This is a genomic window from uncultured Tateyamaria sp. (assembly GCF_947503465.1).
Lineage (GTDB): Bacteria > Pseudomonadota > Alphaproteobacteria > Rhodobacterales > Rhodobacteraceae > Tateyamaria.
The window spans coordinates 100,399-119,633 of record NZ_CANNDN010000003.1; the positions used below are offsets into that span (position 1 = coordinate 100,399).

The window sequence follows — 19,235 nt, forward strand, 5'->3', positions numbered from 1 at the left end:
GCAGCCGGATCACATCTGGCGCGTCACAACGCCGTCGTCAAGCGTCGGATCATGTCGCCGTGCGGATCGGTCAGGGCGTCGATCACATCGAAATGATGCGCACCCTGTGTCACGACAGGGTCGACATCCCAGGCCTCGGCCAACCACCGCGCCTGGTCCAGGAACACCGGCCGCTCGTCGGCCCCCACCCAGACCGTCACGGGTGTGCCCGGCTTGGGCTGATGCACCGGGCTTTCGGCACGGGCCATCGCCGTGTCCATACCGAAATCGGCATTCATGGCCGTCTGCAACAGCGGTTCCAGGTCCGACACGGGCGAGATCGGCAGAACATGCGTCAACCGGGATGTCACCGACGCAGGCAACATGCCGGGCGCCAGCATCCGTGACACGAGGTGACCGCCCGCGGAATGCCCCGCCAGACTGATCGGCCCCATGCTGCCGTCGGCAACGGCCATCACGGCTTGGGCAATCTGCTGGGTGATACCGGCAATGCGGACATGTGGGCACAGGTCATAGGACGGCATGGCAACGCACCATCCCCGCGCCAAGGCGCCCGCCGCCAGATGCGACCAGCAGGACCGGTCGAACTTCAACCAATACCCACCATGCACGAAGATCAGCGTGCCCCTGGCCTCGCCCTCGGGCATGAAATGATCCAGCGCCATCCGCTCGGATGGGCCATAGCTCAGCCCCAGACGGGCCCGCGCACCAAGGGAGGTACGAAATGCCTCGGCCTCGGCGGCCCAGCGCGGCGGATAGTCTGCCGCCCCTTCGATATACGCACCATTGGCATAGGCGTCGTCCATGTCTGGCTTCATGTTCACCCCCACTTTGGAACTGGACAAGCCTACCCCGTGTTGTTTCACATGCGCCAGACCCGAAAGGATGCCCCATGCTTGACCAGACCACTGACCTCAAATCCATGCTCGATGATCCGTCCCTGCTGGAAACCCGTGCCTATGTGAATGGCGCATGGGTCGACGGCGACGAAGGCACGTTCGACGTGACCAACCCCGCGCGCGGGGACGTGATTGCGCAGGTCGCGGACCTGAGCCGGGCACAGGTCGCCGACGCCATCGCAGGCGCGCAGGCCGCACAAAGGGAATGGGCCAGGTGGACCGGCAAGGAACGCGCCGCCGTCCTGCGCACATGGTTCGACCTGATGATGCGGCACCAGGACGACCTGGGCATCATCCTGACCGCCGAACAGGGCAAACCCCTGGCCGAGGCCAAGGGCGAGATCGGCTATGGCGCATCCTTTGTCGAATTCTTTGCCGAAGAGGCCAAGCGGATCTATGGCGAAACGATCCCGGGACATCAGCGCGACAAGCGGATCACGGTCATCAAGCAACCCATCGGCGTGGCCGCGTCGATCACACCTTGGAATTTCCCCAACGCCATGATCGCCCGCAAGGCGGCCCCGGCCCTGGCCGCCGGATGTGCCTTTGTCGCGCGCCCGGCCGAACTGACGCCCCTGTCGGCCATTGCCATGGCCGTGCTGGCGGACCGGGCCGGGATCCCGGCGGGCCTGTTCCAGGTCGTCACCACCTCGAACGCGTCCGACACGGGCAAGGAGTTCTGCGAGAACCCTGTCGTGCGCAAGCTGACCTTCACCGGCAGCACCGAAGTCGGACGCATCCTGCTGCGCCAGGCATCGGATCAGGTGATGAAATGTTCGATGGAACTGGGCGGCAACGCGCCCTTCATCGTCTTTGACGACGCCGATCTGGATGCCGCCGTCGAAGGCGCGATGATCTGCAAGTTCCGCAATGCAGGCCAGACCTGCGTCTGTGCCAACCGCATCTATGTGCAGACCGGTGTCTATGACGCCTTTGCCGCGAAACTGAAAACCGCGGTCGAGGCGCTGAAAGTGGGCGATGGCCTGGAGGATGGTGTCACCACCGGCCCCCTGATCACGGACAAGGCCGTGGACAAGGTGCAGTCCCACTTGAACGACGTCGTCGACAATGGCGGCACCATCCTGACCGGCGGCAAGACCCACGCATTGGGCGGCACCTTTCTGGAACCCACCATCGTCACCGGCGTCACCCAGGACATGAAAGTGGCGCACGAAGAGACCTTTGGCCCCCTCGCACCGCTTTTCAGGTTCGAGGACGTGGACGACGTGATCGCCATGGCCAACGACACCATCTTCGGGTTGGCGGCGTATTTCTACGCCAAGGACCTCAGCCGCGTTTACAAGGTCGCGGAAGAGCTGGAATACGGCATGGTCGGCGTCAACACCGGGATCATCTCGACCGAGGTGGCGCCCTTTGGCGGGGTCAAGCAATCCGGGCTTGGCCGCGAGGGATCGCATCACGGGATCGAGGAATTCCTGGAAATGAAATACATCTGCATGAGCATCTGAGGTCAGGCGGTCACACAGCCGTGACTTGTCCGGCTGGCCCATTTGCCCACAGGCCCGACATTGACGTACATATGTCCCATTCCAGTGCGAAGGATCACATTACATGTTGACCAGACGACATTTCGTTATCACCTCAGCGGCCCTGTTTTCGGCGCCGATTGCGGGGCCGGCCCTGGCACGGCCCGTCTCGGATCAATCCAAGTGGGCGCGGTGGGACGCGCAGGTCACCCCGGCCAATTTCGATCTGGCCACATCCAACCCCTGGGGTGTGCATCGGCGGTTCCTGCCGCAGCGTGTGCAGGCCAATGACGGGCTGACGCCGGGCGACATCCATGTCGATGCCGTGGCGCGGTACCTGTACCACATCCAGGACGACGGAACCGCCATGCGCTATGGCGCGGCGATTGCGCGCGGCAACCTCTACGAACCGGGGACCTACACCATCAAGCGCAAGGCCAAATGGCCGACATGGACACCGACGGCGGCCATGATCGAACGCGATCCGGACTCTTTTGCACAGCATGCCGATGGCATGAACGGGGGGCCGACAAACCCGCTCGGGTCGCGCGCGCTGTATCTTTTCGTGGGCAACCGCGACACGTATCTGCGCATTCACGGCACACCGCATCCCCGGTCCATCGGCGGGCGGGCCAGTTCGGGCTGCGTGCGCATGATCATGGCGCATATCAACCAGCTTTACCCAAACGTCACGCCGGGATCGACGGCGGTGTTGTACCCAACCGAAGACAGCGTCACCGCTGCCAGCTGATCATGTGGCGGGGGCTGGCTCCTGCGCCTCGACCGAGGTGCAGATGGGCCGCCCGTCGCGCGTGCGCAGGGGCAGGAATGTCGTCTCGACCGGACCGGTGTGGCGATAGACAAGGCACCCGTCCTCCGGGTCGACCTTGACCGCGTTCAGGTCTTGCCTGGGATCGGCCAGCGACACGATCCGGTCCGGCAGCGGGTTGATAAACGGCCCGCCCGCGCCTGATTGCGTCGTCTCGTCACAAGCGGCCAAGGCAAACGCGGCCGCGCCAATCACAAAAACAGTCCGTTTCATATCCATCCCCACATGGTCCCGCGCATCGTCTGTGTGCCCGTGCGCCCCTTGCGCTCTTTTATCGGGCCATACGCCTGTTCCTGCAACTGGCATCTTGGGTCGGGCCAATGTGACGCGCTCGTGACTTGCGATAGGGCGTGGGATGCAGTCTGCTTTGGCTGTCCCTGCTTCGGAGTGCCCCCATGATCCGCCTGATTGCCAGCTGCCTTGCCGTCTGCCTGATGTCCCTGCCCGCACTGGCCTGCGGTGGGCGCGACGATGCCTGTGCACTGCCGTCCGGCGCCTACCACATGGCAACACCCGAAATGGCCCCCAAGGGCATCGTCATGCACCTGCACGGGGGCGGCGGGCGGGGTCAGGGCATGCTGAATTCCGGCCTCGCCCGCGAGGCGCTGGCCCGCGGGTACATCTTTGTCGCGCCGGATGGCGACCAGCCCACCCGCCGCTTCAATCGGGATTGGTCCGTGCGCGGCAAGGGACTGGAGTATGACCGCCAGGACTTTGGCTTTCTGCCCGAGGTGATGGAAGACGTGCGGGCCCGCACCGGGCTTGACGGGGGCACCGTGTTGCTTGCCGGGTTCTCGCGCGGCGGCTCCTTTGTCTGGGACATGGCCTGCCAATCGCCGGGTTTTGCCGATGCCTATGCCCCGCTTGCCGGCGCGTTCTGGGATGATCTGCCCACGGACTGCGCCGCGCCTGTGCGCCTTTTCCACACCCACGGCTGGAACGACCGCACCGTGCCGCTGGAAGGCAGGTCTTTCGCCAATGGTGCCGTCGTGCAGGGCGATGTCTGGGCCTCGCTGAAAATCCTGCGCGAAACCAATGGCTGCAATGCCCGCCAACCCGAACGCAACAGTTTCGAGGGCGACCTGTGGTTCCGCCATTGGACCGATTGCACCGCCGGTGACATCCGGCTGATGCTGCACAAGGGCGGACATGGCGCGCCGCAGGGCTGGGCCGTGCGCGTCATGGACTGGTTCGAGGGCAAGGGGCTGGACGCCGAGGGGTGATCGGGGTCAGATGCGCCCATGATGCTGACCCGTTCCGATCTTGAGACCGCCGCCGCCTTTGTCCATGCCCGCATGGCACCCACTCCCCAGCACCATTGGCCACTGCTCAGCGCCGCCGCCGGGGCGGAAGTGTGGGTCAAGCATGAAAATCACACGCCGACCGGCGCCTTCAAGGTGCGGGGCGCGCTGACCTTCATGGACTGGCTGGTGCGCACGCACCCGAATGTGCCGGGCATCTGCACCGCCACGCGCGGCAACCACGGGCAGGGGCAGGCCTGGGCCGCGACAAACGCCGGACTGACGGCCAAGGTCTATGTGCCGCGCGGCAATTCGGTGGAAAAGAACGCGGCGATGACGGCCTTTGGTGCCGAACTGATCGAACATGGCGACGATTTCGACACCGCGCGCGAAGAAGCCTTTCGCGTCGCGGAGGTCGAAGGGCTGTTCATCGTCCCGCCCTATCACCCGGAACTCGTGCGCGGCGTGGCGACCTACGCGTTCGAACTGTTCACCGCGCAACCCGACCTCGACACCGTGTATGTGCCCATCGGCTGTGGATCGGGGATTTGCGGGACGATACTGGCCCGCGATGCGCTGGGGCTGAAAACCAGGGTTGTGGGCGTTGTGTCGGACCGTGCGCAGACCGCCAAACTGTCGGTCGAGGCGGGGCGGCTGATCGAGACGAACTCTGCCGCCACATTCGCGGACGGCATGGCCGTGCGGGTGCCGGTACAGGACGCGTTCGACATCTATTCCAGAGGTGCGGAACGGATCATCGCGGTCAGCGACGACGCAGTGGCCGACGCCATCCGCCTCTACTTTACCGCCACGCACAACGTGGCCGAAGGGGCCGGGGCCGCGCCGCTGGCCGGCCTGATGCAGGAACGTGACCAGATGGCAGGCAGGAAGGTGGGTGTCATCCTGTGCGGCGGCAATATCGACACCGGCTGGTTCCGCACCGTGCTGGACGGCCATACGCCACAGGTCTGATTTTACAAAACTGACACCTGACTGTTACACCAACGTCGCGGCGCGCGGTCACTGCATCAGGGATTTCATCCCGATGGAGTGACTGATGACCAAACCTTTCCTGTGCATGACCTCGGCGCTGGCCCTGACCGCGGGTGCCGCTGCCGCAGACGGCCATGCGACCAAGAATTTCAATCGTATCGCCTCCTTCCCGGTCGTGACCAACATGGCCGCGGGCGAAGACATCAGCCGCGAAAGTTCGCCCGAAATCATCGATGCGACAGCCGACGGCATGACCCTTGTCTATACCGACAGCCCGCTCGAAGCCCTGGGCCTTGTCGACATCACCGACCCCGCCAACCCCGCCCCGCTGGGCAATATCGTCCTTGGGGGCGAGCCGACCTCCGTGGCCGTCATCGGCTCTACCGCCGTGGTTGGAATCAACACGTCCGCTTCGTTCACCGAACCGTCGGGGCAATTGATGGCGCTGGCTGTTCCCTCGGGGACAGAATTGGACACATGCGATTTGCCGGGTCAGCCCGACAGCGTGGCCAAGGCCCCCGACGGGTCGTTTGTCGCCGTGGCGATCGAAAACGAACGGGACGAGGATCTGAATGACGGCCTTTTGCCGCAACTGCCCGGCGGCGGTGTCGTGTTGGTGAATATGGTCGACGGCAATCTGGACTGCGGTTCGCTGAAATATGTGGACCTTGCCGGTGTGGCTGACGTGGCCCCCAGCGATCCCGAACCGGAATATGTGTCGATCAACAGCCTGGGCGAGACGGTCGTGACGCTGCAGGAAAACAACCACATGGTGGTGATTGATCAGGGTGGCACCGTTATCTCGGCCTTTTCTGCCGGGTCCGTGGACCTTGATAACATCGACGCCACGGACGAACGCGGGGCGCTGATCTTTACCGAAAGCCAACCCGGGCGCCTGCGTGAACCCGATGCGGTGACGTGGATCGACGACCAGCATTTCGCCACAGCAAACGAAGGCGACTATGAAGGCGGCAGCCGCGGCTGGACGATCTTCAACAAGAACGGCACCGTTGTGTATGAAAGCGGTGTGACCTTCGAACATGCGCTGATCCAGATCGGCCACTACCCCGATAAACGGTCCGACAGCAAAGGTGTGGAACCCGAAAGCGTCACGGCTGCGACCTTTGACGGCACGCCCTTCGTGTTTGTGGGCTCCGAGCGCGGCTCGGTCGTCGGTGTCTATGATGTCACCGACCCGGCCGCACCCGTCCTGAAACAATTGCTGCCATCGGGCATCGGGCCGGAAGGATACGTGACCATCCCCGACCGCAACCTGCTGGTCTCGGCCAACGAGGTGGACGGATTGGAAGACGGGGCCGCACGGGCCCATGTCATGCTGTTTGAATATGCCGAAGGCGACGCCGTCTATCCGCACCTGACGTCCGAAGGCATGGATGAACTGACAGGCTGGGGGGCCATTTCCGGCATGGTCGCGGACGCGGACGGCATGATCTTTGCCGTGTCCGACAGCTTTTACGGCTACCAGCCGCGCATCTTCAAGATCGACCCGTCCCAAACCCCGGCCCGCATCGTCGAGGCCATCGACGTGACCCGCGCCGGTCGCCCGGCCCAGAAGCTGGACATGGAAGGCATTGCCCTGGATGGTGATGCGTTCTGGATCGCCAGCGAGGGCCGCACGGATCGCGTCATCCCCCACGCGATCTACAAGGTCGAGGCGGATGGCAATATCGACGAAGAGATCGGCCTGCCGCCTGAGTTGATGGCGGTCGAACGCCGCTTTGGCTTCGAAGGCATCACCAAGATCGGCGACACCCTGTGGATGGCCGTGCAGCGCGAGTGGAAGGACGACCCCGAGAACCACGTCAAGCTCGTCTCCTACAACATCGAGACCGAGGAATGGGGGGCCGTGCACTATCCCAAGGCCGAACCCGCCAAGGGGTGGGTTGGCCTGTCCGAGATCGTGGCCCATGGCGATCACGTCTATATCGTGGAGCGGGACAACCAGCACGGAATCGAGGCCGTGACCAAGAAGGTCTATCGCGTGCCGCTGGCCGAGATGCAGCCCGCCCCCCTGGGTGGTGATCTGCCCGTGGTGTCCAAGGAAGAGGTGCGCGACCTGATCCCCGACCTGACATCGACCGGCGGCTATGTGCTGGACAAGGTCGAGGGGCTGGCGATCACTGCCGACGGCACCGCATGGATTTCGACCGACAATGACGGGGTCGATGACCATTCGGGCGAGACGATGTTCTATTCCTTCGACCTGGCGAACTGATCCGTCCACTTTTCGGTTTACTTTGCGAACGCCGCCTGAGAAATCGGGCGGCGTTTTTTGTTTCGTATCGGCCCTCCGGGGGGAGTTTACTTGGCAAGATGAAGGAGCGGGGCGGCGCGTCATGGCGACCTTGGGGATTGATTTCGGGACGTCGAATTCGGCCGCAGGCTATGTGCGCGAGGGTGCGCCACATCTGGTGACCATGGCGCCGGGGCAAGTGACGCTGCCGACAGCCGTGTTCTTTGATTACGACGCGCGCGAGATGCTGATGGGTCATCCGGCGCACGCGGCGCTGCTGGACGGGATCGAGGGGCGGTTCATGCGGGCGCTGAAACGCGTGCTGGGCACGTCGATCATGCATGAAAAGCGTCAGCTCTTGAACACGCGGATGAGTTTTGTCGATATCATCGGGCGCTTTCTGGCCGAGGTGAAGCGGCGCGCGGAGGCAGAGGCGGGGCACCCGTTCGACCATGCGCTGTCGGGACGGCCCGTGGTGTTTCACGGTGCGGGCGACGCGCGCGAGGCACAGGCCGAGGCGGATTTGCGCGATTGCTATCTGGCAGCGGGGTTCAGGGACGTGTCCTTTCTGCCGGAGCCCGAAGCGGCGGCCCTTGCAAGCGGTGCACTGGATCATCCGGGCGCAACCGGCCTGATCGTGGATATCGGCGGCGGCACATCAGATTTTTCGGTCTTTCGCACCGGCAATGACGGCGTCACCATCCTGGCCAATCACGGCGTGCGGATTGGCGGCACGGACTTTGACCGGTCCATCAGCATTGACCGCGTGATGCCGCATTTCGGCGCGGGCACCCTGATCCGAAACGCCATCGGGCCGGGCACCCTGCCTGCGCCCAAGGCCATATTCAACGATCTGGCGACCTGGGAAAAGATACCGTTCCTCTACACGGCCAAGACCCGGCGGATGGCGCGCGACATGGCGCAACTGGCCGCGGAACCGGACAAGATGCGGCGGCTGGACACGGTGCTGGAAAACGAACTTGGGCACGATGTCGCCTTTGCGGTCGAACAGGGCAAGATCGACGCCAATTCGGGGCGCACGGATGCTGTGATCAGGCTGGACCAGGTGTCCCCCGGATTGTCCGCTGCGCTGCCTGCGGGCGCGTTGCGGGGCATTCTTGATCCCCATGCCAATGCATTGCAGGCGGGCATATCCGAGACGTTGGAGATGGCGGGGATTGCCGCAGGCGGGATTGATCAGGTCATCTATGTTGGGGGCTCGAGCCTGATGTCGATGGTTACGGACACGATGAACGACGCGTTCCCGCAGGCGCGGCATTCCTTTTCCGAGGTGTTCACGACTGTGGCCGATGGTCTGGCGCTGGCGGCCAGCGCATAAAGGCGTGCTGGCGCAATGATAGGCGGGATGCGGAGGTATGTCATGTCTGATCAGACGTTCACGGGCGGGTGCCAGTGCGGCGCTGTGCGCTTTGCGATATCCAAACTTGGAACGGCGTCGATCTGCCATTGCCGGATGTGCCAGAAGGCCTTTGGCCAACTCTTTGCGGCATTGGTCGAGGTTGAGCCGTCGGATGTCGTCTGGACGCGCGGGGCGCGGTCCGTGTTCCACAGCTCGGACACCAACTGGCGCGGGTTCTGCAAGGACTGTGGCACGCCGCTGACCTATGAATTCGACGGCGGACTGGAAATCGCGATTGGTGCGCTGGACAATCCCGACGCTGCTGCGCCCGAGGTGCAAATCAACACCACATACCGGCGCGCGTGCTTTGCCCGGCTGGCTGACTTGCCCGAAAAATCCGAAGATCTGAAGGCGGCGGACGAGGCGTGGAACGCATCCGTGGTGTCGCACCAGCATCCCGACCACGACACCTGAGCACAAGAAACCCGGGACACACGCGCGTCCCGGGTCCCTCCGACAGGGAAGATGTCAGCCTTAGTTCACGGCCTTGGCGTCGACCACATCCGTTTCAATCGCCTTTTGGCTGGCAATTTCGATCCGGCGGGGTTTGAGCGCCTCGGGCACTTCCTTGACCAGGTCGATATGCAGCATGCCGTCCACATGGGAGGCCCCAGTCACCACGACGTGGTCCGCCAGATGGAACCGGCGTTCAAAGGCGCGGGTGGCGATGCCACGGTGAAGGTACGTCCGGTCCTGCTCATCCGCTTTCCTGGCGGTCACGATCAGGGACTTTTCCTTGACCTCGACGCCCAGGTCGGCGTCCGAGAACCCGGCAACCGCGATCGAGATGCGGTAGGCATCCTCGTCGGTCTTTTCGATGTTGTAGGGGGGGTAGCTGTTTGTGTTGCTGTCCGTCGCAAGGACCCGGTCCATCAGGTCCGCAATCTGGTCAAAGCCAACGGTTGCGCGGTAAAGCGGTGCAAAGTCGTATGTACGCATGTTCATCCTCATTCAGAGCGATTAACGGCAGACCTTCCGATCCGGACAGGCCCGCATGGTTGCTATGGTCGGACCCCGTTCGGGCATCCGATACCCCTATATTGGGAAGGATCTGGCGTGGTTCAAGACCCGTCGGGCAGGCCGGGACGTTGCCAATGGGCAATGCCGGTCAACCCTTTGATTCCGGGGGATTTGATACGTCAGGGACGTACGAATTTCGCGCCTGTACCGGTGCGTGCGCCGCCGCCCACTGTGATGCGCCGGGCCTGTGCCACGGGCGGGGCCACCTGCATGCGCAACTGGCGCTTCACTTCGGTGACACGCTGGGGCAGCACCATGCCCAGGGCGCGCTTGCTGCCCTTGACCTCGACCATGCCGGAAATCACGGACACGATCTGACCACGCCCGTTTTGGTGAGTAAAGACCGGTGCGCCGGACGAACCAAACGTCACATCACAGTCAAACAGCATGGCGTCGTTGACCCGGTCCAGCAGTTGGCATTCCTTTTGCCGCGACTGCGCGTTTTCGCGCCCGCGCCCATAGCTGACGACGCTGACGGGGCCGCGCGGGATCGCCCCCTCGTGCACGTAGAAGGGCGGGACCTCGAAGGTCGAAACGGGTTCGGCCAGCCGGATCAGCCCCACGTCATATGACGCGTTTCTTGCCGTGAGCGGGCCCGCGGCATCAAAGCGGTCATGGGCGGCGGCCTCCGATGCGCGACGGGTGGCTGCGGCCTCGCCATCGCGAAATCCGGCCCTGAAGCGGATCGTGTCGGTGGCCCACAGCTCGGTCGTGTTTGGCTTGTACAGGCAGTGTGCCGCGGTCAGGACCAGATCGCGCGCGATCAGGGTGCCCGAACAGAACGCGCGTCCGCCGCCAAATTCGATGCGCCCGACGGCCTTCCAGCTTGCCGCGGAATAATCGGTATCCAGCGTGCGCAATTGCGTTGTCTGCGCCTGCGCAACGGGGGCCGTCACAAGGGCCAGGATCAGCGCCAGCGCCCTCATGGTTTCACAAACTTGGCACCCGTGTCCCTGCGGGTGCCACCCGAGATACGGGGGCTGACATCATCGCGCTGCGCCACCAGTTCGGCTTGCAGCCGTGCCAGCGGCGCCCCAAGCGAGGTGCCCAGCGACACGGCCTTGCCCTCGACCTCGGCCTTGGCGGAGACGACCGACACGATCTGTGCCTGCCCCTTGTCGATGATGAAGATGGGTGCGCCCGAACTTCCGAATTCGACGGAACAGGATGTCACCAAGAGCCCGTCCTGTTGGGCCAGCACCCGGCACAGTTCTTGCAATGACGGTGCTTCGGACCGCCCGGTTCCATAGCTTACCACGCCCACCTCGGCGCCACGGCGCGGTCGTGCGGCGGTCTCGAAGGGTATGATCTTGCCGTCGCGGATCGGGTGTTCCAGTTCCAGCAGTGCCAGGTCATTGCGCACGCCTTCGGACCCGACATGGCCCACATAGGTATAGTCGGGGTGCACGACGGCGCGCCGCACATTGCGATAGGCCGATGCCCGGCCATTGCGCCACCCCGCCAGGAATTCGACCTGCGTGTGGTCGATCCGGTCGCCGGTGGTCTTGTCATACAGGCAATGGCCCGCTGTCAGCACCAGGTTCGGGGCGATCAGTGCGCCGGTGCAAAAACCGGTGCCACCGATGTTCAGCCGTCCAACGGCTTCCCAGCCCGCAGCATCCGCGCCGGAGTCAAGCCTGCGCAGTTGCGCATCTTGTGCCACTGCGGTTGTCGTTATCACCACGGCCAACACAGAAAGGGCCATCCATCGGCGCATACTCATCACTCTCCGATCCCAGGGGTTTGCCCGGTCTAGGATCGAATGGGGGCAAAATTAGGGCATGGACGCAATTTATCGCAAAATCGGCACATCATTCGGATGACGGTCCAGCGCCGGGGGACGTGGCCCGCCGGTGGCCCAATCAAGCAGTTCAACCGTATGCACCACGGGCACCCCTGCGGCCGACCCGATCTGCATCATGCAGCCGATATTGCCCGCCGCGATGATGTCGGGGGTCTTGGCCTCCAGCGTGCGCACCTTGCGCTCTTTCAACTGCTTGGAAATCTCGGGCTGCATCAGGTTGTAGGTGCCGGCCGATCCGCAACACAGATGGCTGTCCGCAGGCTCCACAACCTTGTACCCCGCCCGTTTCAGCAGGTCCTTGGGATAGGTCTTGATCTGCTGGCCGTGCTGCAGGGAACAGGCCGCGTGATAGGCGATGGTCATGTCCTGCGCCTTACCCTCGGGCAGATCCAGCTTCATCAGCACCTCGCTGACATCCATCGCGATCCCCGCAACGCGGGCTGCGTCCACGGCCAGCGCATGGGTGCGGAACATGTGCCCGTAATCCTTGACCGTCGTGCCGCAACCGCTGGTGTTGATGACAATCGCGTCCAGGCCATCGCCGTCCATCTCGGCCGCCCAGGCCGTGATGTTCCTGGCGGCCGTCGCGTGGCTTTCGCGTGCCTTGCCCATGTGGTGGGTCAGCGCGCCGCAGCACCCCGCACCTTCGGCCACGACCACTTCGCATCCCAACCGGGTGAGCAACCGAATGGTGGCGTCATTGATATCGGTGTTCAGCGCCTTCTGCGCACACCCCGTCATCAGGGCGACGCGCATTTTCCGTTCCGCCACCGGCGCAAAGCTTTGCGGATCGTCATTGCGGCTGACGGGCGGGATGTGATCGGGGGCCATTTCCAGCATGGCGCGCAGGCGGGCATCGGGCATCAGACGGGCAAAGGGGCGGCCAATCCTGGCCCCCAGCAGCGCCACGCGGAAGCGCATGGGATAGGGCAGGATGCGCGCCAGAATCCAGCGCAACGCCCGATCCATGACAGGGCGCCTGTACCGGTTTTCAATGTATTCGCGCGCGTGATCGACCAGGTGCATGTAGTGCACGCCGGACGGGCAGGTCGTCATGCAGGCCAGACACGACAGGCAGCGGTCGATATGCTTGACCACCTTCTCGTCGGGGTCGCGGTCATTCTCGAGCATGTCCTTGATCAGGTAGATGCGGCCGCGCGGGCTGTCCAATTCATCGCCCAGCACCTGATAGGTGGGACAGGTCGCGGTGCAGAACCCGCAATGCACGCAATTGCGCAGGATCTCGTTTGACCGATGGGTTTGCGGGTCGGTCAGCTGTTCGGGGGTAAACGTCGTTTGCATGTTATCTCGCCATCATCTGAGCTGCGGCAAAGCCGAACCAGGGCACCGTTGTGCCCATGGCACCCGCGACACGGATCAGACGCCGTGCGCGGATCGAGGGGTAGGCGCGGCGCAAGGCGCCGGCGGCCAGCACCATCACCAGGACCCAGGCGATCCAGATGCTGGCAACGCTCAGGAAGGTCCGCGTCGCATCAAAGGCCAGGGTCAGGTTCGCCCCGCTGCGCAACAGGAAACTGATCATCACCAGCACCGATGCGGCAAAGGCAAGCGGCCAATGCCGTTCCGCCACCCGGTCCAGTGCAAAGAACAGCGCGGGGCCGATGACAAAGGCCATGGTGAACAGGATCGTAACCATCACGCGGCCATCAAGCCGGGGTTCAGGATACCCTGCGGATCAAAGCGGTGACGCAAGCCCGCGGTCAGCGTGGCGACCCCCGGTGCTTCGGGTTGAAAGACGGGCACGGATGCGCGCACCGCGTCGGGGCCTTTGATCAGGGTCGCGTGGCCGCCCAGCTGTGCCACCTTGGACTGCAATGCGGTGTGCGTTGCCGCGATGTCACCGGACATTTGACCGACCCAGACCAGGCCACCACCCCAATCCATCATCGTCACACCATCGTCCGGCGCCAGCGCCACCACGGCCGGTCCATCCCCCGGTTTTACGGAAATGCGCCAGACACCGGCGGCCGCATGCAGCGGCCGGGCATCCCGGACAGATGTCCAATCGGCCGATATCTCTGTCACATCGCCAAATCCGGACAACAGGGCCTGCAACTGTCCCGCGCGGTACGTGACCGACGCGTCAAAACCCTCGAGACGCAACCAGACCTGCCCACCGGTCCAGGCCGCGCCCGACACCTCGAACGGGGACCCAAGCGCCCGGCTCATCGCGGCCACGGCGCGTGCGGCGTCCAATCCGTCGATGGCCAGCGTCGTCTCCGCCTCGACCGACGGCAGCACTTTCAGGCTCACCTCTGTCAACACACCCAAGGTGCCCCAGGACCCGCACATCAGCTTGACCAGGTCATAGCCGGTGACGTTTTTCATCACCCGCCCCCCGTTCTTGATGACCTGTCCGGCCCCATCCACCATGCGCACGCCCAGCGCAAAGTCCCGGGCCGCGCCCACCATGATGCGGCGCGGCCCGCTGGCATTGGTCGCAACCACACCGCCAATGGTGGATGCCCCCGACGTGCCCAGCAGCCCGGTCAGATCATACGGCTCGAAGGCCAGCCGCTGGTTCTCGGCGGCCAGCGTCGCCTCGATCCGGGCCACCGGCGTGCCCGCCTGCGCCACGATGGTCAGCGCACCGGGTTCATACAGCGTCACGCCCGACAGGCCCGACACATCCAGCACCTCGCCCACCACAGGGCGTCCCACCGACCGCGTTCCGCCGCCGCGTATGGCCAATGGCCCCTTGGCTGAGGCCACCGCCTCGGCCACCGCGTCTTCCGTCGTCAAAATGCTCATCTTCATCTTGCCCTATAAACTCCGGGGGTGAGGCCACAGGCCGAGGGGGCTGGCCCCCTACTCCGCCGCCATCTGCGCGCCACGCCACTGCTCTGACACCGCCAAGGGAAAAACCTTGGCCGGGTTCAACAACCACTTCGCGTCAAACACGTCCTTTACGGCCATCTGCGCCTCCAGATCAGCAGGCGCATATTGATACGTCATCAAATCGCGCTTCTCGATGCCCACGCCGTGCTCTCCGGTCAGGCAGCCACCCACCTCGACGCACAATTTCAAGACCTCGGCCCCGAACGCCTCGCACAGCTCCAGGTCACCGGGCTTGTTCGCGTCATAGCAAATCAGCGGGTGCATGTTCCCGTCGCCCGCATGGAACACGTTGCCCACGGGCAGACCGTATTTTTCCGACATCTCACCAATGCGGCGCAGCACATACGGCAATTCCGACACCGGAATGGTGCCATCAAGGCACATGTAGTCACTGACGCGCCCGATGGCCGAAAACGCCGCCTTGCGCCCGGCCCAGATGCGGGCGCTTTCCTCGGTCGAGGCGCTTTCGCGCAGGGCTACGGGGTTGTGCCGTCCGGCAATCGCCGTGATCAGGGCCAGTTGCGCGTCGATTTCCGGATCGGACCCTTCGACCTCGACAATCAGCAGCGCGCCGCACATCGGGTAGTCGGCCCTGGCGAAATCCTCGCACACCTCGATCAGCATCCTGTCCATGAACTCGATGGCCACGGGCAGCACACCCGCCTTGATGATGTCGGCCACGCAGGCCCCCGCCACCTCGGCACTGTCAAAGCCCATGAGCACGGGCCGCGCGCCCTCGGGCTTGTGCAGAATGCGCAGGGTCGCCTCGGTCACGACCCCCAACTGCCCTTCGGACCCGCAGATGACGCCCAGCAAATCCAACCCACCGGAATCCAGGTGCGCGCCGCCAATCTCGACCACTGTGCCGTCCATCTGCACAAGGGTGACGCCCATCAGGTTGTTGGTGGTCACACCGTATTTCAGGCAATGCGCGCCACCTGAATTCATCGCGATATTGCCCGCAATGGCACAGGCCAGCTGGCTGGACGGGTCAGGCGCATAGAAAAACCCGTCCGCCTCCACCGCACCCGTGACGCTCAGGTTGGTGCGGCCGGTCTGCACCCGGATGATGCGGTTGTCATAGTCCGTCTCGATCACATCATTCATGCGCGCCACGCCCAGGATGACGCAGTCCGCGGTGGGCAGGGCCCCGCCCGCCAGTGACGTGCCCGACCCGCGCGGCACCACTGGCACGCCTTCCTCGTGGCAGATGCGCAGAACGGCAGACACCTCTGCCGTGGTCCCGGGCAGCACGGCAACCATGGGCGGACACCGATACGCGGTCAGCGCATCGCATTCATATGCGCGCGTTTCGGCGGGATCATCAATGACGGCGGTCCCGGGCAGCACCCCGCGCAACCGCTCGACAACACGTGTCTTGCGGGCCAGCACATCAGAATCAGGGACAGGCATTTCCATGGGACATCCTCCGACAATTGGTAAAATAATATGACCAATTTCTGCGGGATGCAATCCTGTTCTCTGCGGTGTAAGACCGCAGCCATGACCTGGCTCGACCGCATCACGCTTTTCACACCTCTGGATTTCGGAGCCCTGGCGATGGTCGTGCTGGGGTGGCTGCTGATCGGATGGCGGATCGAACATCCCGCCGCCAGACACCCGTCGACGTCCCAGATCATGGCGGGCTTCCGGCGCCAGTGGATGCAGCAGATGATCACGCGCGAACCGCGCATCTTCGACGCCCAGATCGTGGCCAGCCTGCGGCAGGGCACGGCGTTCTTTGCCTCGACCGCGATGATCGCGATCGGCGGCACCCTGGCCCTGATCGGGAATGCAGAACGGCTGACCGGAATCGCCAATGACCTGGTCCTGATGGATGCGCCCACCTTCGTGTGGGAGGCGAAGATGCTGATCGTCGCGCTGTTTCTGACCAATGCCTTCCTGAAATTCGTCTGGGCCAACCGGCTGTTCGGCTATGCGGCGGTGGTGATGGCGGCTGTGCCCAATGACACCACGCATCCCGATTGCAATCCGCGCGCGGCCCAGGCGGCAGAGGTCAACATCACCGCGGCGCGTTCGTTCAACCGGGGACTGCGCTCGGTCTATTTCGCGCTGGCCTGCGTGGCCTGGCTGGCAGGGCCGATCAGCCTGATCGGGGCGACGATCTTCACATTGGCCGTGATCTGGCGGCGTGAATTCGCCTCGAACTCGCGTACCATCCTGCTGGGCACGGACACGTGACATGACAGGCGCGCACGGGCACCTTACCCTGACGCCATGAAACGCCTCATTGCCCTTGCGCTGCTGATCGCGGCCCCCGCACTTGCCGAAGACCCGGTGATCGAAAACGTGTCCGTCACCAGAACCGGCACCGACACCTATCGCTTTTCGGTGACCATTCGCCATCCCGACACCGGCTGGGACCACTATGCCGATGGCTGGCGCGTGCTGGATATGGAGGGCAACGAACTGGGCATGCGGGTCCTGTTCCATCCGCACGAGACGGAACAGCCCTTCACCCGCAGCCTGGACGGGGTGGTCATTCCGGCAGGCACCACACAGGTGCAGGTCCAGGCCCGCGATCTGCCGGCAGGCTGGAATGCAGGGACCACGATCGTCGACCTGCCCGGCAGCTGACCGCGCCTTCTTCCGACCGGAAATACGACAGGGAGTTTGAGGGACAGCGTCCCTCATTCACAAAAATGAATCGCGTCGCCGCAAGGCGTCCTTCGGGTCACAGCCGATGATAGGGCGACCCGGCCAGAATGGATGCGGCGCGATACAGCTGTTCGGTCAGCATGACCCGCACCAGCATGTGCGGCCACACCATGGACCCGAAGGACAGCTGGTAATCCGCCTCGGCCCGCAGGCCCGGGTCAATCCCGTCGGCCCCGCCGATGACAAAGGCCACGTCACCGCGGCCATTGTCGCGCCATCCGCTCAACCGCTTGGCAAAGGCAGGCGAGGTCTCGACCCTGCCGCGTTCGTCCAGACAACAGACCACCGCACCCCTGGGCAGCGCGCGGCGCAGCAGGTCGGCCTCTGCCGCCATCCCGCCGCCCTTGCGGTCGTCCACCTCTGTCAGGATCAGGGGGCCCAGGCCAAGGGCCCGGCCCGTGCGGTCAAAGCGGGTCACATAGTCGCTGACCAAATCGCTCTCGGGGCCACCACGCAGGCGGCCCACGGCACAGATATGCACACGCATCTGTCGGGCGTGATCAGTTGGCTGCCGCAGCGCCGGGCTGCCACATCTTCTCCAACTGGTAAAATTCGCGGACCTCGGGGCGGAACACGTGGACGATCACATCGCCCGTGTCGATCAGCACCCAATCCCCGGTGTCCTTGCCCTCGGTCCGTGTCGGAATGCCGAAGGTCGCCTTCAGGCGCTCCACCAGCTTTTCCGAGATGGCCGCCACCTGGCGGGACGAGCGGCCCGAACAGATCACCATGTAATCACCCATGGCGGTCTTGCCGCGCAGATCGATCTGCACGACATCTTCGGCCTTGTCGTCGTTGAGAGAAGACAGCACAGCCTCAAGGATCGCTTCGCTTGTGGCTTGCGTTTGAGGGGCGGCCATCACAGCCGCGGCTCCATCAGCGGCTTGAACCGCGTCAGCAGAGAATGACAGGACATTGTCCTCCTTGGTCAGCACGCCGTCCACGGGTCCCCGGCGCTGGGATAGGGTTATGGTAACAACGCGCGCGTGACATTTCAATGAAAGGCCTCACCATCCGTCTTCGATGACCATGGCGCTGTCGTCCACACCGCTCGCCCGCAGCGCGTCGCGCATGGCATCCACATAGCCGGGCGGGCCGCAGACATAGAACGTCGTGTCGAAATCCTGCACCTGTTCGCGCAGGAATGTCGCGTCGACCTGGCCGTGATGCAGGCCGGGCGCGTCTTCCTCTGCCAGCACGTGATCGACGCGCAAACCCTCCATCACCGCCCATTCGCCGCGCAGGATGATGTCAGCCGCACGCGTGTTGGAAAAGATCAGGTGACAGCCCGTAACCGAGCCCGCCTGCGCCCGCGCCCGCAAAATCGGAGTAAAGGGCGTGATCCCGGCGCCTGCCGCCAGAAAGACACCCGGGCCCTGATCGGAAATTGCGCCGCGCACATCGTCGAGGCAAAAGGCGGTGCCGGGCGCCTGGGTCGGCAGGCGGGCCGTCACGCCGTCATGGTCGGGATAGCTCTTGATCACGAACTCCAGATGATCGTCCTTAGGCAGCGACGTGAAGGTAAAGGGGCGCCCCTCGTCCCGCCAGCCGTCCTGGGTCAGGTACAGGTCCGCCGCCTGTCCGGGTTCGAAATTCAGGTCCTTGGGGCGGTCAAAGACGTAGCGGTGCGTATCATGGGTCAGTGGGGTGATCTCGCGCAGGGTCAGATCGTAGGGCATGGCGGCTCTCCTTGTCTGGCAAGGCAACGCAAATGCAGGCCGTCGCGTTCCGCAGCCCACCCGGGGGCGCG

General features: G+C 64.1%; 21 protein-coding genes. 9 read left to right on the forward strand and 12 right to left on the reverse strand.

Features of this window, described 5'->3' with window-relative positions:
• Window positions 1-23 precede the first annotated feature (23 nt).
• Window positions 24-818, reverse strand: coding sequence for an alpha/beta hydrolase (locus Q0844_RS16350; protein ID WP_299047023.1), 795 nt, complete (start codon window positions 816-818; stop codon window positions 24-26).
• Window positions 819-892: 74 nt separating this feature from the next.
• Between Q0844_RS16350 and Q0844_RS16355 the strand changes: the two genes are divergently transcribed.
• Both Q0844_RS16355 and Q0844_RS16360 read left to right on the forward strand, forming a co-directional pair.
• The gene (locus tag Q0844_RS16355) at window positions 893-2,368 is read left to right on the forward strand and encodes an NAD-dependent succinate-semialdehyde dehydrogenase (RefSeq protein ID WP_299047025.1); all 1,476 of its coding nucleotides are present in this window, start codon (window positions 893-895) and stop codon (window positions 2,366-2,368) included.
• 103 nt (window positions 2,369-2,471) lie between these two features.
• The gene (locus Q0844_RS16360; RefSeq protein ID WP_299047026.1) at window positions 2,472-3,137 is read left to right on the forward strand and encodes a L,D-transpeptidase; all 666 of its coding nucleotides are present in this window, start codon (window positions 2,472-2,474) and stop codon (window positions 3,135-3,137) included.
• Here Q0844_RS16360 and Q0844_RS16365 read toward each other — a convergent pair whose 3' ends face one another.
• Window positions 3,138-3,428, reverse strand: coding sequence for a hypothetical protein (locus Q0844_RS16365; RefSeq protein WP_299047029.1), 291 nt, complete (start codon window positions 3,426-3,428; stop codon window positions 3,138-3,140).
• A 182-nt stretch (window positions 3,429-3,610) separates the two neighbouring features.
• On the opposite strand from Q0844_RS16365, the gene Q0844_RS16370 reads away from it, so the two are divergent.
• The 5 genes from Q0844_RS16370 (at window position 3,611) to Q0844_RS16390 (ending at window position 9,537) form a co-directional block, all read left to right on the forward strand.
• Window positions 3,611-4,438 (forward strand): polyhydroxybutyrate depolymerase, encoded by an 828-nt coding sequence (locus tag Q0844_RS16370; RefSeq protein WP_299047031.1) that lies wholly within the window; start codon window positions 3,611-3,613, stop codon window positions 4,436-4,438.
• Between the two features lie 18 nt (window positions 4,439-4,456).
• Window positions 4,457-5,428, forward strand: a complete 972-nt coding sequence (locus Q0844_RS16375; RefSeq protein ID WP_299047034.1) for a threonine dehydratase — start codon at window positions 4,457-4,459, stop codon at window positions 5,426-5,428.
• Between the two features lie 85 nt (window positions 5,429-5,513).
• Complete coding sequence (locus Q0844_RS16380) at window positions 5,514-7,685, forward strand: esterase-like activity of phytase family protein (RefSeq protein ID WP_299047036.1); 2,172 nt, start codon at window positions 5,514-5,516, stop codon at window positions 7,683-7,685.
• Window positions 7,686-7,806: 121 nt separating this feature from the next.
• Complete coding sequence (locus tag Q0844_RS16385) at window positions 7,807-9,042, forward strand: Hsp70 family protein (RefSeq protein ID WP_299047039.1); 1,236 nt, start codon at window positions 7,807-7,809, stop codon at window positions 9,040-9,042.
• Window positions 9,043-9,084: 42 nt separating this feature from the next.
• Window positions 9,085-9,537: a GFA family protein gene (locus Q0844_RS16390; protein WP_299047042.1), complete on the forward strand. Its 453-nt coding sequence runs from the start codon at window positions 9,085-9,087 to the stop codon at window positions 9,535-9,537.
• 60 nt (window positions 9,538-9,597) lie between these two features.
• Here Q0844_RS16390 and Q0844_RS16395 read toward each other — a convergent pair whose 3' ends face one another.
• The 7 genes from Q0844_RS16395 to Q0844_RS16425 all read right to left on the reverse strand — a co-directional run bounded on the left by Q0844_RS16395 (window position 9,598) and on the right by Q0844_RS16425 (window position 16,225).
• Complete coding sequence (locus tag Q0844_RS16395) at window positions 9,598-10,062, reverse strand: Hsp20 family protein (RefSeq protein WP_299047046.1); 465 nt, start codon at window positions 10,060-10,062, stop codon at window positions 9,598-9,600.
• Between the two features lie 200 nt (window positions 10,063-10,262).
• Entirely contained in the window at window positions 10,263-11,069 is an 807-nt protein-coding gene (locus tag Q0844_RS16400; RefSeq protein ID WP_299047049.1) for a trypsin-like peptidase domain-containing protein, read from the reverse strand.
• On the reverse strand, window positions 11,066-11,860 hold the full coding sequence (locus tag Q0844_RS16405) for a trypsin-like serine protease (protein ID WP_299047957.1): 795 nt from the start codon (window positions 11,858-11,860) through the stop codon (window positions 11,066-11,068). The genes Q0844_RS16400 and Q0844_RS16405 overlap by 4 nt, the downstream gene beginning before the upstream one ends.
• A gap of 75 nt (window positions 11,861-11,935) precedes the next feature.
• A complete protein-coding gene (gene glcF / locus Q0844_RS16410; protein ID WP_299047052.1) occupies window positions 11,936-13,249 on the reverse strand; it encodes a glycolate oxidase subunit GlcF in 1,314 nt (437 codons plus the stop codon).
• Window position 13,250: 1 nt separating this feature from the next.
• On the reverse strand, window positions 13,251-13,604 hold the full coding sequence (locus Q0844_RS16415) for a hypothetical protein (protein ID WP_299047055.1): 354 nt from the start codon (window positions 13,602-13,604) through the stop codon (window positions 13,251-13,253).
• The gene (glcE, locus tag Q0844_RS16420; RefSeq protein ID WP_299047058.1) at window positions 13,604-14,725 is read right to left on the reverse strand and encodes a glycolate oxidase subunit GlcE; all 1,122 of its coding nucleotides are present in this window, start codon (window positions 14,723-14,725) and stop codon (window positions 13,604-13,606) included. The genes Q0844_RS16415 and glcE overlap by 1 nt, the downstream gene beginning before the upstream one ends.
• Before the next feature lie 51 nt (window positions 14,726-14,776).
• Window positions 14,777-16,225 carry an FAD-linked oxidase C-terminal domain-containing protein gene (locus tag Q0844_RS16425; protein WP_299047061.1) on the reverse strand — a complete coding sequence of 483 codons (1,449 nt, stop codon included), beginning with the start codon at window positions 16,223-16,225 and terminating at the stop codon, window positions 14,777-14,779.
• Between the two features lie 84 nt (window positions 16,226-16,309).
• Between Q0844_RS16425 and Q0844_RS16430 the strand changes: the two genes are divergently transcribed.
• Window positions 16,310-17,008: a DUF599 domain-containing protein gene (locus tag Q0844_RS16430; protein WP_299047064.1), complete on the forward strand. Its 699-nt coding sequence runs from the start codon at window positions 16,310-16,312 to the stop codon at window positions 17,006-17,008.
• A 36-nt stretch (window positions 17,009-17,044) separates the two neighbouring features.
• Window positions 17,045-17,404: a hypothetical protein gene (locus Q0844_RS16435; RefSeq protein WP_299047067.1), complete on the forward strand. Its 360-nt coding sequence runs from the start codon at window positions 17,045-17,047 to the stop codon at window positions 17,402-17,404.
• Window positions 17,405-17,501: 97 nt separating this feature from the next.
• Here Q0844_RS16435 and rlmH read toward each other — a convergent pair whose 3' ends face one another.
• From rlmH to Q0844_RS16450, 3 genes are all read right to left on the reverse strand, one after another.
• Window positions 17,502-17,972, reverse strand: coding sequence for a 23S rRNA (pseudouridine(1915)-N(3))-methyltransferase RlmH (gene rlmH, locus Q0844_RS16440; protein WP_299047070.1), 471 nt, complete (start codon window positions 17,970-17,972; stop codon window positions 17,502-17,504).
• A 13-nt stretch (window positions 17,973-17,985) separates the two neighbouring features.
• A complete protein-coding gene (gene rsfS / locus Q0844_RS16445) occupies window positions 17,986-18,345 on the reverse strand; it encodes a ribosome silencing factor (protein ID WP_299047960.1) in 360 nt (119 codons plus the stop codon).
• Window positions 18,346-18,492: 147 nt separating this feature from the next.
• Window positions 18,493-19,164, reverse strand: coding sequence for an FAD-binding oxidoreductase (locus Q0844_RS16450; protein ID WP_299047073.1), 672 nt, complete (start codon window positions 19,162-19,164; stop codon window positions 18,493-18,495).
• Between the last annotated feature and the right edge of the window lie 71 nt (window positions 19,165-19,235).